Consider the following 24,531-nt stretch of genomic DNA (forward strand, 5'->3'; position numbering starts at 1 on the left):
ACGGTGGCCGGCAAGATCGAATGCGTCGTCCAAGGGGCCGACATCCTGGGCGAAGTCCCGCTCTGGTGCGACCGCAGCCAGCGCCTGTGGTGGGTGGACGTGCGGCGGCCCGCCCTGCAATCGTACGAACCCGCCACCGGCCGGCATCGCGCGCAACGGCTGGCGCCCGAACTGCTGGTGGGCAGCATCGCGCTGCGCGAGGCGGGCGGCTTCCTGCTGGCCACCAGCCACGGCCTGTACCTGTACGACCCCGATACCGGCGAACCTCCCCAGCCCCTGCTGAACCCGGAACCCGACCTGCCCGACAACCGCCTGAACGACGGCAAGTGCGACCGCCGCGGCCGCTTCTGGGTGGGCAGCATGCCCGATACCCGCCGCACGCCGGAAGGCAGGCTCTACCGCTTCGACCCCGATCACCGCTGCCACGCCATGCTGGACGACGTCGTGCTGCCCAACTCCATCGCCTGGAGTCCCGACGACCGCACGATGTACTTCGCCGACACGCACCGGCAGGTCATCTGGGCCTTCGACTACGACCTGGACGACGGCGTCATCTCCAATCGCCGCGTCTTCAAGGACTGGACCCACCAGGCAGGGCGCCCCGACGGATCGACAGTGGACGTGGACGGCTGCCTGTGGAACGCGATGGTGGCCACCGGGCAGCTGGTGCGGCTCACGCCCGAAGGCAAGGTGGACCGGGTCATCCAGATGCCGGTCACCAATCCGACCTGCCCCGCCTTCGGCGGCGACCGGCTCGACACCTTGTACGTCACGAGCCATTCGCAACGCATTCCCGAGCTGGCCAGGGAACCGCTCGCCGGCGGACTGTTCGCGCTCGACGTGGGCGTAGGCGGCCTGCCCGAACCACGCTTCCGGGGCTGAACGCGGCACCCCGGCTCCGACATCCGCCCCGCGTCGACCACGACCATGGCGCAGCGCCATGGAGGAGACCTTCATGCAACGAGTTCGAGCCTTGCTGTTCCTGTTGTCGTGCGCCGTCGCGGCCCCATCGCCCGCCGCCGATGTCGTCAAGCTGGTGGTGCCCTTCGCGGCCGGCGGTCCGGTGGACCAGGTCGCGCGCATCATCGCGCCGGGGCTCACCGCGGCGCTGGGCAAGACCGTCGTGGTGGAGAACCGCGGCGGCGCGGGCGGCGTCGTCGGCGCCAACTATGTCGCCAAGTCGCCCGCGGACGGCGGGACGCTGCTGGTGGCGACCTCGGGCTACGTGATGTCGGCGGGCACGATGACGCAACTGCCCTACGACCCGCGCAAGGACCTGGAACCCGTGGCGCTGATCGGCCAGGTCCAGACCCTGATGATCGCCCGCCCCGACCTGGGCGTGCGCACGCTGCGCGAGTTGGTGGACAAGTCCAAGTCCGGGGCGCGCATCAGCTACGGTTCGTCCGGCGTCGGCTCCACCATGCACATAGGCGGCGAGATGGTGAACGTCTACACGGGTTCGCAGATGCTGCACGTCCCGTATCGCGGCGCGGCCCCCGCCATCGCCGACCTGCTGGCCGGGCAGATCGACGCGCTGAACGCCGACGTGACCATCCTCGCACCCTACGTGCGCGAAGGCAAGGTACGCGGCCTGGTGCTGTTCGACACGCAGCGTTCCAAGCAATTGCCCGACGTGCCGACCTCGGTCGAGGCGGGCTATCCCGACCTGCAGATGAGCAACGCCTACGGCATCCTGGCGCCGGCCGGCACCCCGGAGGCCACGCGCCGGCAGCTGGAGCAGGCCATCCTGAAGGTCGCGCGCTCGCCCGAGGTATCGGACAAGCTGGGCGGCATGGGGTTGATCGGCCCCATGGACACGGAGCAATTCAAGGCCAAGCTGGCCAGCGACTTCGACCGCTGGATTCCGTTCCTAAAGAAGACGGGCATCCAGGTCCAGCCCTAGAGGAAACACGAGGAACCCCCGCATGATCGTCGAGCACCGCACCTACACGCTCAAGCACGGCACCATGGAAGACTACCTGCAGCGATACCGCACGCACGGCCTGCCCGTGCAGATGCGGCACCTGGGCGGGCTGGTCGGTTTCTACGTGAGCGAGATCGGTCCGCTGAACCAGGTCGTCCATATCTGGGCCTACGCCAGCCTGGCCGACCGCGAACGGCGCCGCGAGCGGCTGGAGGCGGACCCCGAATGGGCTGCCTTCAGGCAGATGAACCGGGGGTCGTTCGTCGCCCAGGAGGTGAAGATCATGAACGTGGCGCCGTTCTCGCCGCAGCCGGCGTTGCCGGAGGACTAGGGGTGCGCCGCTAGCTCTGCACCAGCGCCCGGTGCCGCTGTATCCCCATCAGGATGCCCGCGGCGCACCCCAGCGTCAGCAGCGCCGTGCCGCCGTAGCTCATGAAAGGCAGCGGCACGCCCACCACGGGCAGGATGCCGCTGACCATGCCCATGTTCACGAAGGCATAGACGAAGAACACCATGGTCAGCGCCCCCGCCAGCAGGCGCGAGAAGACCGACGGGGCATTCGCGGCGATGGTCAACCCGCGGATCAGCAGCAGCAGGTACAGGAACAGCAGCAGCAGGTTGCCGACGAAGCCGAACTCCTCGGCGAAGACGGCGAAGATGAAGTCGGTGGTGCGCTCGGGAATGAAATCGAGGTGGGTCTGGGTTCCCTGCATGTAGCCCTTGCCCAGCATGCCGCCCGAGCCGACGGCGATGGCGGACTGGATGGTGTGAAAGCCCTTGCCCAGCGGATCGGAAGCGGGGTTGAGCAGGGTGCAGACACGGTGTTTCTGGTAGTCGTGCAGCACCACCCAGTCCAGGCCGTCCTCGCACAGGGTGTCCTCCAGCGTGACCAGCGTCCCCAGGCCGATCACGCTGACCAGGGTGATCGGCACCAGCAGGCGGAACGACAGGCCGGCGAAGAACAGCACGAAGAACCCCGCGCCGAACACCAGCAGCGCGGTGCCCAGGTCGGGTTGCAGCACGATCAACGAAAACGGCGTCAACATCAGCACGGCGGCCACGATGAAGTCGCGTACCCGCAGCGTGCCCTGGTGCTTGTGGAAATACCAGGCCAGCATCATCGGCACGGCGATCTTCATCACCTCGGAAGGCTGGATGCGGGTGAAGCCCAGGTTCAGCCAGCGTGTCGCGCCCTTGCTGGTCTCGCCGGCGAATTCCACGCCGAACAGCAGGACCAGCCCGACCAAGTAGACCGGCACGGCCAGCCGCATCAGCGTCTGCGGCGAGAGCTGCGCCAGCAGCCACATCGCCAGCAGCGCGATGCCGTAGTTGCGCAACTGGTCGGCGAAGCGGCCGTCGAAGCCGCCTCCGGCCGAGTACATGGACATCAGTCCGATGCCGGCCAGGGCCATCAGGATCAGCAGCATGGGAGCGTCGAACACCGCGACCGTGCGCAGCAAGACGGTGCGCCAGGTCAGGCGGTTGAACAGGCCCGGTCCATCAATCACCGGAAGCCTCCACAGGTTGGGGTGGCGTGTCGGGCACGGGCCCGCCCGGGCGCTTGCCCAGCAGCCAGAAGTCGAATACCTGGCGCGCCACCGGCGCGGCCACCGTGGCGCCCCAGCCGGCGTTCTCGACGATCAGGGCCACCGCGATGCGCGGGTGGTCCAGCGGCGCGAAGGCCATGAACAAGGCGTGGTCGCGCAACCGCTCGTCGATGCGGTTGGCGTTGTAGCGTTCCCCCGTGCGCAGGCTGTAGACCTGCGCCGTACCGGTCTTGCCCGCCGCGACGTAGGGCGCGCCGGCAAAGGCCCGGGCCGCGGTGCCGCTGCGCGTCACCGAGGCCATGGCCTGCTTGATCATCCTGACGTTCTCGGGCTTGAGCGGGATGCGATAGCTCTCGTGCGGGACGGTCAGGGTCTGTTCGCCGGTGGCGCTGTCCTGCAGGGACTTCACCAGGTGGGGCTTCATGTAGACGCCGTCGTTGGCCAGCACCGAGGTGGCCTGGGCCAGTTGCAGCAGCGTAAAGGCGTTGTAGCCCTGGCCCACGCCGATGGAGATGGTTTCGCCCGCGTACCAGCGCTGTTGCTCGGGCTTGGAATAGGCCCGCCGCTTCCAGGCGGTGGACGGCAGGATGCCGGTCTTCTCGCCGCCCAGGTCGATGCCGGTGATCTGGCCGAAACCGAAGGGCTTCATGAAGTCGTGGATGGCGTCCACGCCCAGGTCGGCGGCCAGCGAATAGAAATAGGTGTCGGACGAGACCTCCAGCGCGCGGCGCATGTCTATCGTGCCGTAGGCCCGTTCCCCGGAGTTGCGGTAGCGCCGGTCGCCGAATTCGAAATAACCGGGGTCGTACATGGTCCCGGTGAAGGTCCGCTTGCCCAGTTCCAGTCCGGCCAGCGCCATGAAGGGCTTGTAGGTGGAGCCGATGGGATAGGTGCCGTACAGCGGCCGGTTGATCAGCGGGCGGTCGGGCGACTCGTTCAGCGCCTTCCAGTTGTCCACGTCGATGCCGTCGACGAACAGGTTGGGATCGAACGACGGGCGGGAGACGAAGGCCAGGATGTCGCCCGTGGACGGTTCGATCGCCACCAGCGCGCCCCGCCGGTTGCCGAACGCCGCCTCGGCGATCTTCTGCAGCTCGATGTCGATGGACAGAATCAGGTTCTTGCCCGAAACCGGCGGCGTGCGCGAAAGCGTCCGCACCGCGCGGCCCGAGGCGGTCACCTCGACCTCCTCGACCCCGGTCTTCCCGTGCAGCACGCTCTCGTAGGATTTTTCCAGGCCTTCCTTGCCTATGTAATCCGTTCCCCGATAGTTGGAAATGGTGCCATCTTCTTCCAACCGGCCGATATCGCGCTGGGAAATCCGCCCTATGTAGCCGACCACATGCGCCGCGGTCTCGCCCTGGGGGTAGTTGCGCAGCAGCCGCGCGCGGATTTCCACGCCCGGGAAACGATAGGCCTGGGCGGCGAAGCGGGCGACCTCCTCGTCGGTCAGGCGGCTGCGGATGGGCAGGCTCTCGAACCGCCGCGACTCGCCCAGCAACTGGCGGAAACGGCGGCGATCGCGGGCGTCGATGTGCACCACCTCGCCCAATTGCTCGATGGTCTCGTCCAGCTTGCCCGCCTTGGACGGGGTGATTTCCAGCGTATAGGCCGAGTAGTTGCGGGCCAGAAGCGCGCCATTGCGGTCCACGACGATGCCCCGATGGGGCGTGATGGGCACGACCGAGATGCGGTTCTGCTCGGCACGGGCGGCATAGGCGTCGTGGTTGGCGACCTGCAGGTACCAGAACCTGGATCCGAGCAGGCCGAAGCAGACGAGAACGAGCCCCACCGCCACCAGCAGGCGCAGGCGGAAATGCTGGAGTTCGCGCTCGGTATTCTTGAGTTCGGTCATGTGCTGCGGAAACCCGGCCCCTGCGGGCCGGACGGTGTTGCGTGGTGCCGGCTGGCCTGGCTTAGATGGGCCTCGTGTCGTCGGGGTCCACCGGCCTGCGCTGGGGGGCTTGCAGGATCCAGCCCGCCAGCGGCCACAACAGGGCCGAGATCACGCTGTTCAGCGCCCACCACCAGCCGGGCCAGGTGCCGTCGAGCCAGCCGCGGATAGAGAATACCGTGAGTTCGGAGACGAAAAAAACCGGCAGCACGTGCAAGGCCTGCAGCCAGGGCGAGAACCACGACAGCCGCCGGTGCATCAGCAGCGCCAGATAGACCATCAAGGTGTAGGACAGCGCGTGCTCGCCCAGGCGGGCCGACCCGTGCACGTCCATCAGGATGCCGAAGACGAAGGCGGTCAACATGCCCACGCGCCGGGGCTCGTGGACGCTCCAGAATACCAGGCAGATCGCCAGCGCGTCGGGGATGCCGCCCACCTGGCCCCAGGGCAGCAGGTTGAGCAGCCAGGCCAGGAACAGCGTGAGCCAGATGAAGCGGGGTTCGACCGGCAAGAGCAGGTGTTCGGTCGGAACCCGGGAACGTGGCAGCGTGGAAGGTGCTTTCAACGGAAGCCCCCCCCTGCGCGCTGACGCGCGCCCCCCAGGGGGCGGCACTGGCGGACCGGCGGAGCCGGATCCGCCGCGCCCTGGATGAGGAAGTGTGCTTTCATCGGCTGGGGGTAGCGCGGGGCGCCATGGATGATGGGGACGACTTGTCCGACAGTTCGCTTTTGGAGGATTCGTCCCCCGGCGCGCCGGGAAGTTCCTGCGGCTTGATGGTCTGCAGCACCAGGAAATGCCGGTAGCGGTCCACGCCGGCCACCGGCTTGCACAGGATGCGCGCGAAGCCGGAACTGGCGTCGCGCTCGACCGATTCGACCGTGGCCACCGGCAGGCCCTCGGGATAGATGCCATCCAGCCCGCTCGTGACCAGGGTGTCGCCCACCTGGATGTCGGCGTCGGACGCCATGAACCGCAGGCCCAGCCGGCCCGGGATCTCGCCGCCGGAGGTGATGCCGCGCAGGCCGTTGCGCAGCACCTGGATGGGAATGGACTGCACCCGGTCGGTCAGCAGCGCGACCTCGGAGGTCATGGGCGAGGTGCGCACCACCTGCCCCACCACGCCGCCGTCGTCGATGACCGGCATGCCGGCGATGATGCCGTAGTGGCTGCCCTTGTCGATGATGAGGCGGCGCGAGAAGGCGTCGCGCGACTCGTACAGCACCTGCACCAGGACGGCGGGCGCCGGAACGCGCTCGCTGGCGCCCAGCAACCGGCGCAGCTGGGCGTTCTCGGAAGCCAGTTGCGCGGCCTGGGCGGTGGACTGCGCCATCTCGATGCGCTGGCGGCGCATCAGCTCGATTTCCTGCTGGACGCTGCTGTTGACCTCGAAGAAATCGGCCACGTAGCGCACGCCGTCGCGAGGCAGCAGCATCACGCGCTGGAACGGATACAGGACGACGCTGACCGCTTCACGCAAGGCATCGAGCGCCCGCATGCGGGTATCGACCACCAGCATGACCAGGGACAGGAACACGAAGAACGCCAGCCGGACCAAGGCCGGCGGCCCTTGCTTGAAAAACGACGGTGGACTGTATTGCATGGAAGTATGTCCAGCGTCCGGCGATGCCGGGACAGGTCCCGAGGAAAAAAGACCGGGGCGAACCGCTTGTCAGCCGCTTCGCCCCGTCGCGATGACAACCACGAGAAAAGATTACTCGTTCGTGAAGATGGCGCCCAGTTTGTCCATGCGCTCGAGCGCCTGGCCGCAGCCGCGCACCACGCAGGTCAGCGGATCCTCGGCCACGATGACGGGTAGGCCGGTTTCTTCCTGCAGCAGGCGGTCCAGGTCGCGCAGCAGCGCGCCGCCGCCAGTCAGCATGATGCCCTTCTCGGTGATGTCGGCGCCGAGCTCGGGCGGGGTCTGCTCCAGCGCGATCTTCACGGCCGAGACGATCTGGTTCAGCGGATCGGTCAGCGCCTCGAGGATTTCGTTGGAGGAAACGGTGAAGCTGCGGGGGATGCCTTCGGACAGGTTGCGGCCCTTGACTTCCATTTCCTTGACCTCGGAGCCGGGGAACGCCGATCCGATGGCCTTCTTGATGAGTTCGGCCGTGGGTTCGCCGATCAGCATGCCGTAGTTGCGGCGGATGTAGTTGACGATGGCCTCGTCGAACTTGTCGCCGCCCACGCGCACCGAGCCCTTGTAGACCATGCCGCCCAGCGAGATCACGGCGACCTCGGTGGTGCCGCCGCCGATGTCCACCACCATCGAGCCGCTGGCGTCGGAAACCGACAGGCCGGCGCCGATGGCCGCGGCCATGGGTTCCTCGATCAGGAACACCTGGCTGGCGCCGGCGCCCAGCGCCGATTCCCGGATCGCCCGGCGCTCGACCTGCGTGGAGCCGCAGGGAACGCAGATGATGATGCGGGGGCTGGGGGCGAACAGGCCCTTGGGGTGGACCATGCGGATGAACTGCTTGAGCATCTGCTCGGTCACGGTGAAGTCGGCGATCACGCCGTCCTTCATGGGGCGGATGGCTTCGATGTTGCCGGGCACGCGGCCCAGCATCTGCTTGGCTTCCTTGCCCACCGCCTGGATCGTTTTCTTGCCGCTGGGCCCGCCTTCCTGGCGGATGGCCACCACCGAGGGTTCGTTCAGCACGATGCCCTTGCTGCGGACGTAGATCAGCGTGTTGGCGGTGCCAAGGTCGATCGCCAGATCATTGGAAAAATAACTGCGCAGGAAACTGAACATCGGGAATCTTTTATGAAGAACGGATGCGGGGTGGGCGGGTCCGGTAAACGCGAAATGATAACTTATAATCCTGCTTCAATACCCTGAAACTGCATCAAAGTTCTGCATTATTCTCGATTCTGCGGTCTTCGAAGCAGTGCTACGACCCACCCGGCCCCGAAGCGCGCCAAAGCCCCGTCCGACGCCGTTTCGCAGCCTTTCCATCACACTGCCATGGCGCTTACCGAAACCGACGTCACGCGCATCGCGCGGCTGGCCCGTCTCGAACTTGCGGGCGACACCCAGGCCCGCGTCCTGAAGGACCTGAACGGCATCTTCGGCCTGATCGAGCAACTGCAGGCGGTCGACACCCAGGGCGTGGAACCGCTCACCCATCCCATCTCGGCCATCGAGGACGTGGCGCTGCGCCTGCGCGAGGACGCCGCCACCGAGCCGGCCACCGCCGAATCGCGCGACGCCCTGCTGGCCAACGCCCCGGCCGTCCAGGACGGCCTGTTCCTGGTGCCCAAGGTCATCGAGTAAGCCCATGCCCCAACCCCTGCACACCGAATTCTCCGGCATCACCGAGCTGCGCAAGGCCCTGGACGAGCGCCGCGTCTCGGCCGTCGAGCTGGCGCAAAGCGCGCTCGAGGCCATCGCCGCCCGCCACGAACTCAATGCCTTCCTGCACGTCGACCCCGAACTGACGCTGGCCCAGGCCCGCGCCGCCGACGCCGCGCTGGCGAACGGCCAGGCCGGTCCGCTGGCCGGCATCCCCATCGCCCACAAGGACGTCTTCGTCACCCGCGGCTGGCGCACCACGGCGGCCAGCGCCATGCTGAAGGACTACGTCAGCCCGTTCGACGCCACCGTGGTCGAACGACTGGCCGCGGCGGGCGCGGTCACCCTGGGCAAGCTCAATTGCGACGAGTTCGCGATGGGTTCGTCCAACGAGAACTCGGCCTACGGCCCGGTCCTCAACCCCTGGGACACCGCGGCCGTGCCCGGCGGTTCGTCCGGCGGCTCGGCCGCCGCGGTCGCCGCGGGCCTGGCCGTGGGCGCCACGGCCACCGACACCGGCGGGTCGATCCGGCAGCCGGCCTCGCTGTGCGGCGTCAGCGGCATCAAGCCCACCTACGGCACCGTGTCCCGCTACGGCATGATCGCCTACGGCTCCAGCCTGGACCAGGGCGGCCCAATCGCCCGCCACGCGCGCGACCTGCTGGAACTGCTGGACCCCATCACCGGCTTCGACGAACGGGACTCCACCAGCCTGGAACGCTGCGGCGCCGAGCCCAACGCCCCCGGCCGCGTGCGCGCGGCGTTCGACGCGTTCGCGGCGCGGGCCCAGGGCGACAAGCCGCTGGCCGGCCTGCGCATCGGCATCCCGCGCGAATTCTTCGGCGCCGGGCTGGCCGACGACGTGCGCATGGCCATCGAGACCGCGCTGCAGCAATTCGAGGCGCTGGGCGCCCGGCGGGTGGACATCTCGCTGCCGCGCACGGAACTGTCCATCCCGGCCTACTACGTCATCGCCCCGGCCGAGGCCTCGAGCAACCTCTCGCGCTACGACGGCGTGCGCTACGGCCACCGCGCGGCCCAATACCGCGACCTGGCCGACATGACCAGCCGCTCGCGCGCCGAGGGCTTCGGCCTGGAAGTGCAGCGCCGTATCCTGACGGGTACCTACGTGCTGTCGCACGGCTACTACGACGCCTACTACCTGCAGGCGCAGAAGGTGCGCCGGCTGGTGGCCGACGATTTCCAGAAGGCGCTGCGGGACCAGTGCGACGTGATCGTCGGCCCCGTGTCCCCCACCGTGGCCTGGAACCTGGGCGAGAAGACCGACGATCCGGTGGCCATGTACCTGGCCGACATCTACACGCTCAGCCTGAATCTGGCGGGCCTGCCCGGGGTGTCCATCCCCTGCGGCTTCGGCCTGGGTCCGGTGCACGGCCAGCGCCCCGTCGGCCTGCAGATCATCGGCAATTATTTCGACGAGGGCCGGTTGCTCGGCATCGCCGACATCTTCCAACAAGCCACCGATTGGCATGATCGCCGCCCGGGCAGCCTGTGATCCTTCAAGCGGAATGAACGTATGAACTGGGAAGTCGTCATCGGTCTGGAAACGCACGTGCAACTGTCCACGGCGTCCAAGATCTTCTCGGGCAGCAGCACCCGCTTCGGGGCCCCGGCCAACATGCAGGCCAATGCCGTGGACCTGGCGCTGCCGGGCACGCTGCCGGTCATGAACCGGGGCGCGGTCGAACGCGCCATCAAGCTGGGCCTGGCGCTGGGCTCGCACATCGCGCCGCGCTCGATCTTCGCGCGCAAGAACTACTTCTATCCCGACCTGCCCAAGAACTACCAGATCAGCCAGTACGAGATCCCGGTCGTGCAGGGCGGCTCGCTCACCTTCTTCGTGGGCGAGCGGGAAATGACCATCAACCTGACCCGGGCCCACCTGGAAGAAGACGCGGGCAAGTCGCTGCACGACGACTTCGCCGGCCCCCACGGCGAAAAGTCCACCGGCATCGACCTGAACCGCGCCGGCACCCCGCTGTTGGAAGTCGTGTCCGAGCCCGAGATGCGTTCTGCCGAGGAAGCCGTGGCCTACGCCAAGGCGCTGCACGCGCTGGTGGTCTGGCTGGGCATCTGCGACGGCAACATGCAGGAAGGCTCGTTCCGCATCGACGCCAACGTGTCCGTGCGCCCCGTGGGCCAGAAGGAATTCGGCACCCGCACCGAGACCAAGAACGTCAACTCGTTCCGCTTCCTCGAACGCGCCATCCAATACGAAGTGCGGCGCCAGATCGAACTGATCGAGGACGGTGGCAAGGTGGTGCAGGAAACCCGCCTGTACGACCCCGACCGCGACGAGACCCGCAGCATGCGGTCCAAGGAAGACGCGCACGACTACCGCTATTTCCCGGATCCCGACCTGCCGCCGCTGGTCATCGCGCCGGACTGGATCGAGCGCGTGCGCGCCGACATGCCCGAGCTGCCCGCCGCCAAGCGCGCCCGCTTCGAAGCCGACTACGGCCTGCCCGCCTACGACGCCGCCCAGCTCACCGGCAGCCGCGATACCGCCGACTTCTTCGAGGCCACCGCCAAGGCGCTGCCCGCCGACCAGGCCAAGCTGGCCGCCAACTGGATCATGGGCGAGCTGGCCGCCGCCCTGAACCGCGAGGAAATGGACATCGCCCGGAGCCCCGTCTCCAGCGCCCAGCTGGGCAAGCTGCTGGCGCGCATCGCCGACGGCACGATCTCGAACAAGATCGCCCGCGACGTGTTCGCCGCCATCTGGCAGGGCGAGAACGGCGGCGACGCCGACGCCATCATCGAGGCGCGCGGGCTCAAGCAGATCAGCGACACCGGCGCCATCGGCCAGATGATCGACGACGTGCTGGCCGCCAACCCCGCCATCGTGGCCGAATACCGCGCCGGCAAGGAAAAGGCCTTCAACTCGCTGGTCGGACAGGTGATGAAAGCAGCCAAGGGCAAGGCCAACCCGCAGCAGGTCAACGAGCTGCTGAAGCAGAAGCTGGCCTGACGCCCGCCATGGCACGGGGCGAACTCTGGCTGATCCGCCACGGGCAAAGCACGGCCAACGCCGGGGCGGCGACGTCGGCGGTGGATGCCAGCCCCCTGACCGCGCTGGGCCGCGAACAGGCTGCCCTGACCGCGCGTCGTATAGGCCGGGCCCCGGACACGCTCATCGTCTCGCCCTTCCTGCGCGCGCAGGAAACTGCCGCGCCCATCATCGAGAGATGGCCGGGGACGCCGATGCAGGTCTGGCCCATCCAGGAATTCACCTATCTTTCCCCCGCCCGCTGCGTGGGCCTGAACGTCCGCGAGCGCCGGCCCCTTGCCGACGACTATTGGCGACGGGCCGATCCGGCCTACCGCGACGGCGACGACGCCGAATCGTTTGCCGAGTTCGCGAGGCGGCTACGCGCTTTCCACGAACGCGTACAGACCTTGAACGGCTTCGTTGTCGCGGTGGGGCATGGACAGTTCTTCCACGCCTACCGGCGCGCGCTCGCGATGGGCCTGGAAGTGACGTCGCAATGGATGCGTGGTTTCCGCGCAGCCGATCTGGCCTCGCCCCTCGGCAACGGGGAAATCGTCCAAGCTCCGCTCGCCGGCTCGGCGCTCTAGGGCCTGTTCACCCTACAAGGAGGCTCGCATGCCCCCCCAACGCGCGCCTGGCAAGGCGCGAAGCGCAGTCGTGGCGGGACCACGACGAGCATTCGCAACGCAGTCAGGGGGCGTTGGGGGAGCACCCTTCCCGGCCTGTGCGAGCCTCCTTGTAGGGTGAACAGGCCCTAGCCGCGCCCCGGCCTTTCAGCCGCTACGACCGGTCCCCGAAAATACCCTGTTCAGCGTCGCGGACCTCGATGGTCCTGGCGCCCGCCTGCACGACCGGATCCTGGCTGAACCATGCCAGCACGTCCTCCCGGCTGTCGGCGTTGCAAATCATCACGCTGTGCAAAAGCCCGGGCTGGTAGTCCGGAAACTTCCAGGCGGTCCTGATCTTGTTCTCCGCTTGCAACCCTTTCAGAAAGGCGATGTGGGCAGGCCGCTGCGCGGCGTTCTTTTCCATGTCCACCATTGTGTAGAGCAGTGCGAAGTTGCGCATGAGAATCTTCCTTCCCGCTATGCGGGCATGAGCATGCCGTTGTTCACCCAGATCACCTGGCCGGTCAAGGACTCGGCCGCGGGCGACGCGAGAAAGAGGATGGACCGGGCCACGTCCTCGGGGGTGGCGATCCGGCCCTGGGGACTGGCTTCGTATCTGGCCTGCATCGCCGCCTCGGATCCCGCCATGGCCCGCAGCCTGGCGGTATCGGTGGTTCCGGGCGCGACGCAGTTGACGCGCACGCCGCTGCGGGCCACCGCCTGGGCCAGCGAACGCGTGAACGCGATCACGGCGGCCTTGGCCGCGGTATAGGCGATCCGGTCCGCGCCCGGCAGGCGCGCGTAACTGGAACTGGTCGTGACGATCGCGCCGCCGCTGGCGGCCATGAGGCTCGCGGCGGTTGTCGCCACGACGTAGGCCGACTCGAGATTGAACGCCATTTCCTTGCGCCAGCCGTCCAGATCCACCGACCACGCGTCGTGGGGATGAGCGCCGCCCACCGTGGTCACGACGGCGGCAAGTCCACCGTGCCGACGGGCCGCGTCGTCCAGCAACGCCCGCACCTCGCCCGGATCGGCGGCATCGCACGGACGGAACTCGGCGCGGGCCGTGCGCACCACGTCCAGATCGCGCGCGGCGGGATCGACGTCCGCGATCACGACGCGCGCGTACTCCCGCGTTCCCAGTTCCGCGGTCGCCCGGCCGATGCCGCTGCCTCCGCCGAAAACCACCAGTGCGCCCGGCAGCGCTGTGCTTGTCGACATATTCCTGCCCTCTTCAGAAAAGGCCCCCACACTACGCCTTCGGCTTCGCTGCCCCCCGAGGGGGCGCTTTTTGTCTTGGGGCGGCCCGGCGACAAAAAAAACCGCCGCGAATCAATCGATCCTGATGCCGGCATCGGCAATGAGCTGGTCCAGCATCCGGATCTGGTCGCGGATATACCCGCCGAACCGCTCGGGGCTCATGGATGCCGGCTCTCCCCCCACGCGCGCGAGCGTCGCGGCCACCTCGGGATCGCGCACGACATGGTCGAGCTCCTGCGCAAGCCGGTTGGTGATCGCGGCCGGGGTCTTGGCCGGCAGGAACATGCCTATCCAGCTCACGATCGGCTTGAATGCGGGGAGCCCCGCCTCGCTCACGGTCGGCACGTCGGGCGCCACCGCGGTCCGCGTCTCGTTGAACGCGGCCAGGAGCCTGACCCGGCCCGAGCCCGACGCGCCGAAGGGCGCGAATGACGGAAAGTCGCCGAAGCCCGCCTGGGTTTCACCCGACGCCACGGCCGCGGCCGCCGGGCCGTTGCCTTTGTAGGGCACCGCCACCAGCTTGATGCCGGCCGCATAACTCAGCAATTCGCCATTCAGGTGGCTCGCGGATCCCGGCCCCGGATTGCCGTAATTGACGACGCCCGGATGCTTCTTCGCGTAGTCGATGAATTCGGCCAGATTGCGCGCCGGAAATTGCGCGTTGACCGCGACGAACAGCGGCAGCAGCGTGACGACGCCGACCGGCTGCAAGTCTTTCAGGGGGTCGTAGGAGAGCTTCTTGAAGCGGCCCGCGGTCGTGATCGGCCCGTTGGGCGTGATCAGTATGGTGTAGCCGTCGGCCGGCGCCTGGGCGACGGCGTTGACGCCGATCTCGCCGCCCGCGCCGCCGATGTTCTCGACCACCACCGGCTGCCCCAGCCTTTCGGACAGCTTGCGCGCCACCGTGCGGCCGCTGAGGTCCGCGCTGCCGCCGGGGGTGAAGGGAATGACCACACGTATCGGCTTCTGGGGATAACTCCCCTGCGCCAGCGCCGGTGCGGTCCAAAAGCACGCGGCCGCGCAGGCGCCTGCCGCGATGCGCGGGAAAAACGGTCGGATGTTCATGGCTGTCTCCTTGCCTTCGTTGTCATCGCCCGCCGATCGGACGCCGGCCTTGCTGCGAATTCGTGTCCTAGGGCCTGTTCACACTAAAAGGAGCCTCGCACAGGCCCTAGACGCTCGCGTATCCCATGTCCTCGCGAACCTTGATGAACGCCTCGACCGCGTCGAGAACATTGGCGTCCGGCGGCAGCTTGACCGTCGCCGAACGCACGCGATGGCTGCGCGGATCCGCGCCGGGCGGCGTCGATCCTTCCTGGAGCGACAACGCCGCATCGCGCAACGCGCGCCGCGCCATGACGATGATGCGGTCGCTGGAAGCGAGGGTCTCTCTCGCGCGGTCCTGGATCGGCCCCATGCTCTCCTGCAGCGAGGCGTCCTGCATCGCGATGCTCTCGATGCCGCTGTAATGGATGCCCGCCGCCTGCTTGGCCCGGTCCATCAGGTAGTCGTTGCCCCGGTTGGCCACCGGCAGAAACGTGCCGGGAATCAGCTTCGCGTGCAGCCCCCGCCCCTGCCTGGCGGCATCGAGTTCGTCCTCGGTCAGGCTGCGTCGGGGGTGGTAGTCGAAGGTCCACGCGAAGCAGTGTTCGTCGTCCACCGGCACCCAGAAATGGCCATGCACCGGATGCTCGCCGAAAGGCGGGATCAGCGTGAAGCACGGCGCGATCCAATGCATCACCCGCCAGTAGGAGGCCTGTCCGCCGTCGACGTCGCGGCCGTAGGCGATCACCAGGCCGCCCGCGGATTCCCTCGCCTCGAGCTTGACCTCGAGTTCGGGATGGAAATACGAGGAAGCATGCTCGACCGCGATCATCGCCTCCTTGCTCACCTCCCCGCCATGCAGGAAGGCGACGTGATGCGGATCGATGCCGCCTTCCATGGCCTGCAGATAGTTGCAGAACTGGAAGCGCTTGGAAACGTAGCGCTGGTCGTCGCCCACGGTGGCGAACTCGAACTCGGGCAGGTCGGGGCGCGACTCGGGCGGCCCCATATAGGCCCAGAGGATGCCGCCGCGCTCGACCAGCGGGTACGACTTGAGCCTGACCTTCTCGTGGAACCCGCGCTCCGGCGGCTCGGAGGGCACTTCGACGCAACGGCCCGTCACGTCGTACTTCCAGCCGTGATACGGACAGCGTATTCCCCGCATTTCGTTTCGCCCGAACCACAGCGACACGCCGCGATGGGCGCAGAACTCGTCGACCAGTCCCAGTTGTCCGTCGCTGTCGCGAAACGCCAGCAGCTTCTCGCTCAACAGGCCGACCCGCACCGGCGGACAATCGGGCACCGGCAGTTCGCTGGCCAGCAGCGCGGGCAGCCAGTAGCGCCGGAACAGCGCGCCCATCGGCGTTCCCGGCCCGGTCTGCGTCAACAGCCGGTTGAATTCCTCACGACTCATCGTCGCCATGCGATTTCTCCGACAAAAGAAGTGTCAGCGCCGCGCGAGCGGCCTTGAAAGCCTGCCGGCCCACGGGCGTGCCGCAATAAACCGTGATGTGCATCAACAGTTCCTGGAGCTGCCCGACCGGGACGCCCAGCCGGCGCGCGACGCCCACGTAGACGCCCATTTCCTCGAAGCGCCCCAGGCCGGCCAGCATGCCGATGTTGACCAGCGCGAGCTCGCGCGCGGGCAGCACGCCGTTGAGCCAGGTCGCGCCCCACACGTTGCGCCGCGCATAGTCCTGAAAAGGCCGGTCGAATGCGTCCTCGGCCGCGGCTATCGCGTCGTCCTGGGCCGCGCCCAGCAGTTCGCGGCGCCGCGCGCGGACGCGCGCCAGGGTGTCGTCCGTCATGGATTCGTCCTCGTGTTCGCGGCGGCGGGGCCGCCGCCGACGGCATGCATGGCCGCGTGGTAGCCGAAGATCACGGCGGGCCCCAGCGTCACGCCGGGACCCGGCGCCTCGCCGCCCCAGATCGTGGCAAGATCGTTGCCGCATACGTGCAGGCCCGGAATGGGAATGCCGCGCGCGTCCAGCGCCTGGCAATGCGCGTCGGCCGCCACGCCGGCATGCGTAGACAGGTCCGCCGGCCATATCCGGATGGCGGCGAAAGGCGGCTGCTCGATGCGGCCTAGGCAGGGATTGGGACCGACCGCCGGATCGCCATGGAAACGGTTGAAGAACGAGCTTCCCTTGCCGAAATCCTCGTCCGTTCCCGCATCGGCGAAGCGGTTGTTCCGGTCGACGGTCTCCGCCAGCCCTGCCGCGTCGATGCCCAGGCTGCCGGCCAGTTCCGCCAGCGACCGCCCCAGCGCCAGGTAACCGGCCTTGACGAAGGGCCGCAGGCGCCTGTGGCCGGGCAGCACCAGGCCGAGTCCATAGCGGCGCAGAAACCGATGGTCGCAGACGAGATAAGCCGGCAGCTCGCTCGCCGTCTCGGCGCTGGTCAACATGCCGGCGACGAAGTCGTGGTACGAGGCGGCCTCGTTGGTGAAGCGCCTGCCCCGCCGGTTGACCGCGACGATGCCCGGCTTGGGCCGATCCATGAAAAAGTGCGGATAACGAAGCTCCCTGCCGTCCGGTTGCTTCATGACCGACACCGGCGCCCACACCGCCGCATGCTCGATCCCGCCTCGCGCCACGACGGCGCCGCCGGCCTCGGCCAGCGTCAGCCCGTCGCCGGTACAGCCTTCGCTGGCCAGGCTGAGCGCGCCGGCCTCGCGGGCGAGCATCAGCCTGCCCCGCCACCCGGGGCCATGGCTGAATCCGCCGGTGGCCAGGACGACGCCGAATCTGGCCCGCACGCGGCGGACTTCGCCGCCGCGATCGATCACCGCGCCCGCCACCGTGCCGTTCTCGCGCAGCAGTTCGACCGCGGGCGCGCCGAGCCAGATCGGCACGCCGCGCTTCTTCAGGCTGTAAAACAGGCGCGCCACCAGCGCGTTGCCCATCAGCAGGCGCGTGCCGCGCGAGTGCGACGGGCGGTCGCGCGCGTAGCGGCCGAGCAGCCCGGCCGCGCGGCGCAGCGACGCCGCCGAGCCCAGGGGCCGCAGCAAAGCGGGAATGTCGGCGCGTCCCACCATCATGCCGCCCAGCGCCATGAGGGCGGGCAAGGGCGGCGCCACGAGTTCGAAATCCTTGCCCAGTTGGCGGCCATCGAAAGCTTCCGCCTGCAGGGGCCTGCCGCCGCGCGCCGCGCCGTCGTACGGCCAGTAATCGGGATGCATGCCGATGGGCGCGAAACGCACGTCGCTGTTGGCTTCCAGGTAGTCGACGACCGCCGGAGCCGTCGACAGGTATTTCTCCCGCAGGGGATGCTCGTCCGGACCCAGACGGGCGCCGAGATACGCGCGGGCGGCCGCCAGCGAATCGGGCCGGCCCCGTTGCGCGGTCTGGCGGTTCCCGGGCACCCATATGCCGCCCGAAGACCTGGCGGAGGTGCCGCCGACCCGTCCGGTCTTCTCGCACAGCAAGGGCTGGAAGCCTTCGATCGCGGCGACCAGCGCGGCGGTCATGCCCGCCGCTCCCGCTCCCAGCACCAGCAGGTCCACCTCGTGATCGAAGCCCGCGGAACCGGCGGACGCGCGCATGTCCGCCTCCGTCACGAGGCCGTCCACGGCCGGTCGCGGAACCCCTGCTCGCCCGCCCGGCAGATCGCCGCCCAGCGGCGGCCGCATTCGCGCGCGGCGGCCGCGAGCTCCTCGGGAAAGTCTTGGTAGGGCGGACGAACGGGGCCGCAGCGCGAATAGCCCGCCGCGTTGATCCGCGTCTTTTCCATCTGGATGTTGTACTGGGCGAACAGCTCGGGGTTGGCGACGAGCGGCTCGATGGGCGCGTTGGCCCAGCCTATCGCCTCGACCAGCAGCCGCGCCGGCTCCTTGTCGCCCCGCGCCAGCGCCCGCATCAGCGCGATGGAGGGCGCCGGGTCCATCGCCGCCGCGGTGGCCCAGCACGCCGTCGTGGTCGATGGCGCGCGTTCATGGAAACGATGCACCACCATGTCGTTGGGAACGAAATTGATGCGTCCGCCGGTGGCGGCGATCAACGCCTCCAGCCCATCGACGCGGGAGTACTTGGCGCAGGTCACCGTGGGGGCGGCCGTCGCCACCGCGCGCCAGAACGCCTCGGGAAAAGAGAACCGGAACGCCCGCGCGTTCGCGTAGACCATGACCGCCAGGTCGGGAAAGGCCGCCGATACCGCGGCGTAGAAATCCACCGCCATCCCGACCGTGACGGGTTGCCACATCGGCAGTCCCAGCAGCGCTCCGTCGGCGCCCATGTCGCGCAATCTTCCGAGCCGCCGGGCGGCCTGGTGCCCGCCCAAGGCCGTCGCGCCGACGAAGGTGGGCACGCGACGGTTCACGGTTTCCAGGAAACAGGCGACGAACGCCTCGTAGTCGCTTTCCGACAGGGTGGCGCATTCGCCCGTGGTGCCGGCGGCGATCAGCCCGGTCGCGCCGTCGCGGATCAGGGCATCGACGAGCCGCTCGGTTTCGGCCAGGTCCACGGTGTCGACGGCGTCCAGCCGGTCGGCCCCGGGTTTGGCGGGCGTCGGGATGATGGCGTACATCCCCTGGATATCTTGCGCAGCGATCATGGTCAACCTTTATTCGTGGAAGAAGTCGCCCGCTCAGGCGCGGAACGGCGAGGGCGGCGCGCCGGCGACGCCCCAGACGTCGCCTTTGTGCTCGGGCCCCCAGAAGCGCGTCTCGGCCACCTCGGCGTCGCCCACGACTTCCATGTCGCCGTAAAACTCGACGACATTGCCGGCCGGGTCCGTGTAGTAGGCGAAGACGTTGTTGCCCGGCCCATGGCGGCCCACGCCCCAGATACAGTGCTCGCCCTGCTCGCGCAGGCGTCCGTACTCGCGCATCACGTCGTCGATCGTGCCGACGTCGAACGCCACGTGCTGCAAACCCGTACGCCCCGTCGGGCTCCTGGCGAGCGCGACACTGTGGTGATCGGTATTGCATCGCAGGAACGACATACCCATGTGCGTGCGGTCCGACACGCCGAATCCCAGCAGTCCGTAGAACGCTTCCTGGCGTTCCACATCGGCAGTCCAGAGCACGACGTGACCCAGCCTCCTGCCCCGCGCCGCGCTCTCCTCGTACCCGGGCGCGCCCGCCGCGGGTACGACCAGTTCGACGAGATTGCCGTCGGCATCGCGTACCGCCGCCGACAGCGCCTCGCCGTCGCGCGCCGCTTCCGCCGGCCGCCGCACGACGGCGCCCCCCGCCGTTTCCACCCGCTCCAGCAACTGCGCCAGTTGGCGTTCGCCGCGCACCGCCAGCGCCAGATGATCCAGGCCGGCGCCTGCGGCCGCATGCAGCGTCAATTCGCAATGGCCGGCGGCCGGTGAGCGGAACCGGCAGTGGCCGGCATCTCCGCCTTCCCGGAGCATCGACCATGCGTGCTCGTAGAAACGCGATGCCCGCTCCAGGTCGGGCACCGACAGCCCGACGCGATAAAGACCCGCGACCTTCACCATGGCGATCTCCTCGATTTTCCGAACGGCCGCTACGCCAATTTGAGATTGATGTTCTTCGTGTAGGTGAACTCCAGCAGTTCGGCCAGGCATTCCTCGCGGCCGATCCCGGACTGCTTCACCCCGCCGAAGGGCGCGCCGAGGAAATGCTGGCTGGAGTTGTTGATCCAGACATAGCCTGTCTGCATGCGCCGGGCGGCGCGATGAGCCGTGTTCACGTCCCGCGTCCAGATCGATCCCGTCAAGCCGAAGGGCACACCGTTGACCGTCTCGAACAAGGTGTCTTCGTCGCGCCATTTGAAGAACGCCACGACCGGCCCGAAGACTTCCTCCCTCGCCAGCCGCATGTGCGGCTGCACGTCGGCGAAGAGGGTCGGCTCGAAGAAAAAGCCGTCCCGCAAACAGGAGTCGTCCGGTTGCTTGCCGCCGCACACCAGGCGCGCGCCCTCGCTCAAGGCCGCGTCCACCAGACCCCGCACCTTTTGCAGCTGGGCCCTGCTGACCAGGCTTCCCATCGTCGTTTCCGGATCGGTGGGGATGCCCGGACGATGCCGCCGCGGCAACAGCCGGGCAACCCGCTCCAGGATCTCGTCGTGCAAGGACTCGTGCAGGAATACCCGGCTCGTCGAACCGCAGCTCTGGCCCGACCAGGCGAAGTTCATGCCGCCGATGATGCCGTCCACGAGCTTGTCGCGATCGGCGTCCGGATAAGCGACCAAAGCATTCTTGCCGCCCAGTTCGAGCAGCACCGGCTTGAGGTCTTCCGCCGCGACCTTCATGACGGCCTGGCCGGTGGGCACGCCGCCGATGAGCGTGATCTTGCGCACCAGCGGATGGCGGGTCAGCGCTTCGCCGCACTCCCGCTGGCCGCACAGGAAATTCACCACGCCGGGCGGAAACAGTCCGCCCACCAGCTCCGCCAGCCTCAAGGTCGACAAGGGCGCCTGATCTGGCGCCTTGATCACCACGGTATTGCCCGCCGCCAGCGGCGCGGCCAGGCGCGCGGCGGCGAACATCAGCGGATGGTTGTAGGCGACGATGCGCGCGATCACGCCCATGGGCTCGCGCACGGTGTAGTTCAGATTGCCGTCTCCCATGGGCAAGGTCTCGCCCTTGGCTTCCGACGCCAGCCCGGCGAAGTAGTCCAGGCAATCGGCGGCGAAGCCGGCATCCAGCGCCAGCGCGGATATCGGATTCCCATTGTTCAAGGCGTCCAGACAGGCCAGTTCCGAGGCATGCGCGCGCAGGGTTTCCGCGGCCTGGCGCAGCGCGCCGGCGCGCTTGAGCGGCGGCGTCGCAGCCCAGGCGGGAAACGCCGCGTGCGCCGCCCGCACCGCCGCGTCGACGTCGGACGCGTCCGCCACCGGCGCCGTGGCGATGGCTTCGTCATAAGCGGGGTTGATCGTCTCGGCCCATCCGCCGCGCGGCGGATGCCACGCGCCGCCGTAGTACAGGCCGCGCCGCTCCGGAAGCATGCCCGCGGGAATGTCTCGCGCTCTCATCGTTGTCTTCTGTTCGCATAGGCGTGATATCGATGGAGGGCAGTTTAGGAAGCGGGCTATGATCAGACAATAAAATGAAGATTATTCTTCAGATCAATATTTTTGATATCCCCATGGCGCTGAGAAACATCGATCTGCACATGCTGCGGATCCTGGACGAAATCCACAAGACCGGCAGCCTGTCCCGCACCGCGGACCGGCTCGAACTCACCCAGCCCGCCATCAGCATGGCGCTGGCCAAGCTGCGGCAGCACTTCAACGATCAATTGTTCGTCCGCGTCGGCAACGCAATGAAGCCCACGCCTCAGGCGGAAGGGCTGATGGAAGGCGTATCGGCGGCGATCGCGGCCATCGAGATGACGCTCAACTACCGGATCACCTTCGAACCGTCGCAGACGGAACGGACCTTCCGCATCGCCGTCTCGGATATCGGCCAAGTGGTCATGGTGCCGCGCCTGCTGGAGGCGTTCTCGCAAGCCGCTCCGCGCGCGAGGATTGAATTCCACGGCATCAACGAACGCACGCCGCAATTGCTGCAAACCGGCGGCCTCGACCTCGCGCTGGGCTACGCGCCGCAGATATCGGAAGGTTTCTTTCAACAAGCCTTGTTCAAGGAACGGTTCGTCTGCCTGGCCCGGTCCGACCATCCCCGCATCCGCAACCGCCTGACCCTGTCGCAGTTCAAGAACGAATCCCACGTGGTGGTCATCTCGTCCATCTCGACGCACCTGATCATCGACCGCGCCTTGGAGCACCAGCACATACGGCGTAACGTCGCCGTCAGGATTCCGAACCTCGTGCTACTGGCGCAGTTGATCACCGGCTCGGACTATCTGGCTACCTTGCCGGCCCGCGCCGGACAAGCCATCGCACGCACTGCGGGACTCGCCACTTACCCGCCCCCCTTCAGGTTGTCCGGGTACTCCGTGACGCAGTACTGGCACGAACGGCAGGCCCGGGATACCGGCAACCGCTGGCTGCGCAATCTGAACCATCAGCTGTTCGGAGGGCAATGACAGGGTTGCTGAGGATATCCCGGTCTCCTACCCTGATCACGCGCGCCATCACCGGCAACCACACCAACACTCGCGCGCGAAGCGCAGTCGTGGCGGGACCACGGCGAGCATTCGCAACGCAGTCAGGGGGGCGTTGGGGGGGCATGCGAGCCTCCTTTTTGGTGAACGGGCCCTAGCCCCCGAGAAGTGTGTCGCCCGCATCGTCGCCAACAGGCTGGACATCGCCACGCTGGACTTGAACGCCATGACCTTCGGCCGCAAGGTGGTGTTGACAAGCCCGGCAACGTCCGACGCAAGGCCAGATGCGTCCGCGAGGCCAGCGCCGTGCCGGAACTCGAGTTGTTCGACTCCGGGGACATCGCGCCGGCCACAAATGCCGGAGATTCTTCCCGGTTCTCGGGAGATAAGTTTCTTTCATTACGGCGGCGACGCCCATCGCGCCCACAATGTGCCGGCACACACCAAGGGAGCCGCGCATGACCATCGAACGCCTGAACGAAAACGCCCACATGAGCAAGATCGTGGTCCACGACAACCTCGTCTACATGTCGGGACAGGTCGCCGACGATCCCTCGCAGGGCTTCGACGGCCAGTTGCGCCAGATCCTGGCCAAGCTCGACGCCCAGCTCGAAGGCATAGGTCTGGACCGCAAGCATCTCCTGAGCGCCATGGTCTGGATCGACGATTACAAGAAATGGCCCAAGCTGAACGAGATCTGGGACCAGTGGGTGATCGCCGGCCACAAGCCGGTACGCTCTTGCGTGGAGGCCAAGCTGGCCTTTCCCGAATACGAAGTCGAGATCGCCGTGACCGCGGCGCGCACGCTGTAGACCAACGCCCCGCCGGGCACACGAGGCGCATCATGATTTCGCTCCGTATCCGTTCTGCATGGCTCTGCGCGCCCACCGCGATCCATGACCCGCAACCCATTGGGCCCGAGGCGCCGCGGATCCGGCTGCGCCGGTCCGCGGTCGTCGCGTCCATGAAGAGGCATCCGCATGGCCTGGGAAGCGGGTTTCATTTTCGGCGAGCCGCGCTGGCCTTGCTGCTCGCGGTGGTGGCTCCAGCCGCTCCGGCCCAGGAGCCCCTGAAGCTGGTGGTGGGCCTGCCCGCCGGCGGCAACTTCGACATCATCGCGCGCCTGCTGGCGGACAAGCTGCGCGTCTCGCTGAACCAGCCGACCATCGTCGAGAACCGGCCGGGCGCGCAGGCGCGACTGGCCATCCAGCACGTGAAAGCGGCGGCGCCCGACGGCAACACGCTGGTGGTGGCGCCGGGCGCGACCATCTACCTGTATCCGCACGTGTTCAAGCAACTGGGCTACGACCCGTTCACCGATCTCGCGCCGGTGGCCAAGCTGCCGACCTGGGAACTGGGACTGGCCGTGCCGGCATCGTTTCCGGCGCGCAGCCTGCGGGACTTCCTGGCCTGGGCCAAGGCCCATCCCGCGGCGGCCTTCTACGGCACGCCGTCGGCGGGCAGCATCCAGCATTTCCTGGGCGTCTCGCTATCGCAGACGACCGGCATCCGGATGGAGCACATCGGCTACAAGGGCGCCGCCGAGGTCATCACCGCGCTGGTCGGCGCGCAGATCCCGGCCGCGATCCTGAACATAGGCGAGATGCTGAACCTGCAGCGGGCCGGCAAAGTCCGCATCCTGGCCACTTTCGGCTCGCAGCGGGCGGCGGAGTTGCCGGACGTGCCCACGGCTGCGGAACTGGGCCTGCGCATGGGCCCGGCCCAGGGCTGGGGCGGCATCTATGCACCGGCGCGCACGCCGGATGCCCGCATCGCCCAGCTCAACGCGGCCATCGTCCGCGCCTTGAAGGAGCCCGACGTGCGCGCGAAGCTGGCCCAGATGGGCATGACGCCGGTGGACAGCACGCCCCGGCAACTGGACGAACAAGGCCGCCGCGAACTCGAGCAATGGCGCCAGGCCGTGCTGGCCTCGGGCTTCAGTGCCGACTGATGGCCACCCTACT

24 protein-coding genes are annotated in these 24,531 nt (G+C 67.9%); 10 read left to right on the plus strand and 14 right to left on the minus strand.

Going from position 1 to position 24,531, the window contains the following annotated elements; genetic code table 11:
- Positions 1-3: 3 nt before the first annotated feature.
- The 3 genes from ABD104_RS17440 to ABD104_RS17450 all read left to right on the plus strand — a co-directional run bounded on the left by ABD104_RS17440 (position 4) and on the right by ABD104_RS17450 (position 2,255).
- A complete protein-coding gene (locus ABD104_RS17440) occupies positions 4-882 on the plus strand; it encodes an SMP-30/gluconolactonase/LRE family protein (RefSeq protein WP_087838790.1) in 879 nt (292 codons plus the stop codon).
- A gap of 73 nt (positions 883-955) precedes the next feature.
- The gene (locus ABD104_RS17445) at positions 956-1,903 is read left to right on the plus strand and encodes a Bug family tripartite tricarboxylate transporter substrate binding protein (protein ID WP_279817211.1); all 948 of its coding nucleotides are present in this window, start codon (positions 956-958) and stop codon (positions 1,901-1,903) included.
- Between the two features lie 22 nt (positions 1,904-1,925).
- On the plus strand, positions 1,926-2,255 hold the full coding sequence (locus ABD104_RS17450; RefSeq protein WP_343927936.1) for an NIPSNAP family protein: 330 nt from the start codon (positions 1,926-1,928) through the stop codon (positions 2,253-2,255).
- A 10-nt stretch (positions 2,256-2,265) separates the two neighbouring features.
- On the opposite strand, the gene rodA is transcribed toward ABD104_RS17450, so the two are convergent.
- From rodA to ABD104_RS17475, 5 genes are all read right to left on the minus strand, one after another.
- Positions 2,266-3,351, minus strand: a complete 1,086-nt coding sequence (gene rodA / locus ABD104_RS17455) for a rod shape-determining protein RodA (protein WP_279817253.1) — start codon at positions 3,349-3,351, stop codon at positions 2,266-2,268.
- Positions 3,352-3,424: 73 nt separating this feature from the next.
- Positions 3,425-5,326, minus strand: a complete 1,902-nt coding sequence (gene mrdA / locus ABD104_RS17460) for a penicillin-binding protein 2 (protein WP_087838795.1) — start codon at positions 5,324-5,326, stop codon at positions 3,425-3,427.
- Between the two features lie 61 nt (positions 5,327-5,387).
- Positions 5,388-5,930, minus strand: a complete 543-nt coding sequence (gene mreD / locus ABD104_RS17465; protein ID WP_338617095.1) for a rod shape-determining protein MreD — start codon at positions 5,928-5,930, stop codon at positions 5,388-5,390.
- 100 nt (positions 5,931-6,030) lie between these two features.
- Positions 6,031-6,966 (minus strand): rod shape-determining protein MreC, encoded by a 936-nt coding sequence (gene mreC / locus ABD104_RS17470; RefSeq protein ID WP_087838796.1) that lies wholly within the window; start codon positions 6,964-6,966, stop codon positions 6,031-6,033.
- Between the two features lie 111 nt (positions 6,967-7,077).
- The gene (locus ABD104_RS17475; RefSeq protein WP_087778192.1) at positions 7,078-8,121 is read right to left on the minus strand and encodes a rod shape-determining protein; all 1,044 of its coding nucleotides are present in this window, start codon (positions 8,119-8,121) and stop codon (positions 7,078-7,080) included.
- Positions 8,122-8,334: 213 nt separating this feature from the next.
- Between ABD104_RS17475 and gatC the strand changes: the two genes are divergently transcribed.
- The 4 genes from gatC to ABD104_RS17495 are packed head-to-tail and all read left to right on the plus strand — an operon-like array spanning position 8,335 to position 12,261.
- A complete protein-coding gene (gatC, locus tag ABD104_RS17480; protein WP_087838797.1) occupies positions 8,335-8,643 on the plus strand; it encodes an Asp-tRNA(Asn)/Glu-tRNA(Gln) amidotransferase subunit GatC in 309 nt (102 codons plus the stop codon).
- 4 nt (positions 8,644-8,647) lie between these two features.
- A complete protein-coding gene (gene gatA / locus ABD104_RS17485; RefSeq protein ID WP_279817207.1) occupies positions 8,648-10,177 on the plus strand; it encodes an Asp-tRNA(Asn)/Glu-tRNA(Gln) amidotransferase subunit GatA in 1,530 nt (509 codons plus the stop codon).
- Positions 10,178-10,198: 21 nt separating this feature from the next.
- Positions 10,199-11,653, plus strand: coding sequence for an Asp-tRNA(Asn)/Glu-tRNA(Gln) amidotransferase subunit GatB (gatB, locus tag ABD104_RS17490; protein WP_343927937.1), 1,455 nt, complete (start codon positions 10,199-10,201; stop codon positions 11,651-11,653).
- An 8-nt stretch (positions 11,654-11,661) separates the two neighbouring features.
- Positions 11,662-12,261, plus strand: coding sequence for a histidine phosphatase family protein (locus ABD104_RS17495; protein ID WP_343927938.1), 600 nt, complete (start codon positions 11,662-11,664; stop codon positions 12,259-12,261).
- A 193-nt stretch (positions 12,262-12,454) separates the two neighbouring features.
- Here the strand turns inward: ABD104_RS17495 and ABD104_RS17500 are convergent, their stop codons facing one another.
- The 9 genes from ABD104_RS17500 to ABD104_RS17540 all read right to left on the minus strand — a co-directional run bounded on the left by ABD104_RS17500 (position 12,455) and on the right by ABD104_RS17540 (position 21,533).
- Positions 12,455-12,742, minus strand: coding sequence for a YciI family protein (locus tag ABD104_RS17500; RefSeq protein ID WP_343927939.1), 288 nt, complete (start codon positions 12,740-12,742; stop codon positions 12,455-12,457).
- Between the two features lie 17 nt (positions 12,743-12,759).
- Positions 12,760-13,506: an SDR family NAD(P)-dependent oxidoreductase gene (locus tag ABD104_RS17505; protein ID WP_343927940.1), complete on the minus strand. Its 747-nt coding sequence runs from the start codon at positions 13,504-13,506 to the stop codon at positions 12,760-12,762.
- Positions 13,507-13,617: 111 nt separating this feature from the next.
- On the minus strand, positions 13,618-14,610 hold the full coding sequence (locus tag ABD104_RS17510) for a Bug family tripartite tricarboxylate transporter substrate binding protein (protein ID WP_343927941.1): 993 nt from the start codon (positions 14,608-14,610) through the stop codon (positions 13,618-13,620).
- Positions 14,611-14,716: 106 nt separating this feature from the next.
- Positions 14,717-16,012, minus strand: a complete 1,296-nt coding sequence (locus tag ABD104_RS17515) for a Rieske 2Fe-2S domain-containing protein (RefSeq protein ID WP_343927942.1) — start codon at positions 16,010-16,012, stop codon at positions 14,717-14,719.
- On the minus strand, positions 15,993-16,397 hold the full coding sequence (locus ABD104_RS17520; RefSeq protein WP_343927943.1) for a carboxymuconolactone decarboxylase family protein: 405 nt from the start codon (positions 16,395-16,397) through the stop codon (positions 15,993-15,995). Before ABD104_RS17520 ends, ABD104_RS17515 begins: the two co-directional genes overlap by 20 nt.
- Positions 16,394-18,133, minus strand: a complete 1,740-nt coding sequence (locus tag ABD104_RS17525; RefSeq protein WP_343927944.1) for an FAD-dependent oxidoreductase — start codon at positions 18,131-18,133, stop codon at positions 16,394-16,396. Before ABD104_RS17525 ends, ABD104_RS17520 begins: the two co-directional genes overlap by 4 nt.
- Before the next feature lie 11 nt (positions 18,134-18,144).
- Positions 18,145-19,140 (minus strand): dihydrodipicolinate synthase family protein, encoded by a 996-nt coding sequence (locus tag ABD104_RS17530; RefSeq protein WP_343927945.1) that lies wholly within the window; start codon positions 19,138-19,140, stop codon positions 18,145-18,147.
- Between the two features lie 33 nt (positions 19,141-19,173).
- Positions 19,174-20,034, minus strand: coding sequence for a VOC family protein (locus ABD104_RS17535; protein WP_343927946.1), 861 nt, complete (start codon positions 20,032-20,034; stop codon positions 19,174-19,176).
- 29 nt (positions 20,035-20,063) lie between these two features.
- Positions 20,064-21,533: an aldehyde dehydrogenase family protein gene (locus ABD104_RS17540; RefSeq protein ID WP_343927947.1), complete on the minus strand. Its 1,470-nt coding sequence runs from the start codon at positions 21,531-21,533 to the stop codon at positions 20,064-20,066.
- A gap of 113 nt (positions 21,534-21,646) precedes the next feature.
- On the opposite strand from ABD104_RS17540, the gene ABD104_RS17545 reads away from it, so the two are divergent.
- From ABD104_RS17545 to ABD104_RS17555, 3 genes are all read left to right on the plus strand, one after another.
- Entirely contained in the window at positions 21,647-22,549 is a 903-nt protein-coding gene (locus ABD104_RS17545) for a LysR family transcriptional regulator (protein WP_343927948.1), read from the plus strand.
- A 476-nt stretch (positions 22,550-23,025) separates the two neighbouring features.
- Complete coding sequence (locus tag ABD104_RS17550; RefSeq protein ID WP_343927949.1) at positions 23,026-23,379, plus strand: RidA family protein; 354 nt, start codon at positions 23,026-23,028, stop codon at positions 23,377-23,379.
- Between the two features lie 152 nt (positions 23,380-23,531).
- Positions 23,532-24,518, plus strand: coding sequence for a tripartite tricarboxylate transporter substrate-binding protein (locus ABD104_RS17555; RefSeq protein WP_343927950.1), 987 nt, complete (start codon positions 23,532-23,534; stop codon positions 24,516-24,518).
- The last annotated feature ends 13 nt before the right edge of the window (positions 24,519-24,531 follow it).

Source organism: Pigmentiphaga daeguensis (genome assembly GCF_039523035.1).
Taxonomy (GTDB): Bacteria; Pseudomonadota; Gammaproteobacteria; order Burkholderiales; family Burkholderiaceae_B; genus Pigmentiphaga; species Pigmentiphaga daeguensis.

Coding starts and splice junctions, on each gene's coding strand:
- gatA (WP_279817207.1), top strand. CDS start 8,648: ATGCCCCAACCCCTGCACACCGAATTCTCCGGCATCACCGAGCTGCGC.
- ABD104_RS17515 (WP_343927942.1), bottom strand. CDS start 16,012: ATGGCGACGATGAGTCGTGAGGAATTCAACCGGCTGTTGACGCAGACC.
- mrdA (WP_087838795.1), bottom strand. CDS start 5,326: ATGACCGAACTCAAGAATACCGAGCGCGAACTCCAGCATTTCCGCCTG.
- ABD104_RS17555 (WP_343927950.1), top strand. CDS start 23,532: ATGAAGAGGCATCCGCATGGCCTGGGAAGCGGGTTTCATTTTCGGCGA.
- ABD104_RS17495 (WP_343927938.1), top strand. CDS start 11,662: ATGGCACGGGGCGAACTCTGGCTGATCCGCCACGGGCAAAGCACGGCC.
- ABD104_RS17475 (WP_087778192.1), bottom strand. CDS start 8,121: ATGTTCAGTTTCCTGCGCAGTTATTTTTCCAATGATCTGGCGATCGAC.
- ABD104_RS17530 (WP_343927945.1), bottom strand. CDS start 19,140: ATGATCGCTGCGCAAGATATCCAGGGGATGTACGCCATCATCCCGACG.
- gatB (WP_343927937.1), top strand. CDS start 10,199: ATGAACTGGGAAGTCGTCATCGGTCTGGAAACGCACGTGCAACTGTCC.
- ABD104_RS17505 (WP_343927940.1), bottom strand. CDS start 13,506: ATGTCGACAAGCACAGCGCTGCCGGGCGCACTGGTGGTTTTCGGCGGA.
- ABD104_RS17550 (WP_343927949.1), top strand. CDS start 23,026: ATGACCATCGAACGCCTGAACGAAAACGCCCACATGAGCAAGATCGTG.
- ABD104_RS17520 (WP_343927943.1), bottom strand. CDS start 16,397: ATGACGGACGACACCCTGGCGCGCGTCCGCGCGCGGCGCCGCGAACTG.
- mreC (WP_087838796.1), bottom strand. CDS start 6,966: ATGCAATACAGTCCACCGTCGTTTTTCAAGCAAGGGCCGCCGGCCTTG.
- ABD104_RS17450 (WP_343927936.1), top strand. CDS start 1,926: ATGATCGTCGAGCACCGCACCTACACGCTCAAGCACGGCACCATGGAA.
- ABD104_RS17510 (WP_343927941.1), bottom strand. CDS start 14,610: ATGAACATCCGACCGTTTTTCCCGCGCATCGCGGCAGGCGCCTGCGCG.
- ABD104_RS17500 (WP_343927939.1), bottom strand. CDS start 12,742: ATGCGCAACTTCGCACTGCTCTACACAATGGTGGACATGGAAAAGAAC.
- ABD104_RS17525 (WP_343927944.1), bottom strand. CDS start 18,133: ATGCGCGCGTCCGCCGGTTCCGCGGGCTTCGATCACGAGGTGGACCTG.
- ABD104_RS17445 (WP_279817211.1), top strand. CDS start 956: ATGCAACGAGTTCGAGCCTTGCTGTTCCTGTTGTCGTGCGCCGTCGCG.
- rodA (WP_279817253.1), bottom strand. CDS start 3,351: ATGCTGCTGATCCTGATGGCCCTGGCCGGCATCGGACTGATGTCCATG.
- gatC (WP_087838797.1), top strand. CDS start 8,335: ATGGCGCTTACCGAAACCGACGTCACGCGCATCGCGCGGCTGGCCCGT.
- ABD104_RS17545 (WP_343927948.1), top strand. CDS start 21,647: ATGGCGCTGAGAAACATCGATCTGCACATGCTGCGGATCCTGGACGAA.
- ABD104_RS17535 (WP_343927946.1), bottom strand. CDS start 20,034: ATGGTGAAGGTCGCGGGTCTTTATCGCGTCGGGCTGTCGGTGCCCGAC.
- ABD104_RS17540 (WP_343927947.1), bottom strand. CDS start 21,533: ATGAGAGCGCGAGACATTCCCGCGGGCATGCTTCCGGAGCGGCGCGGC.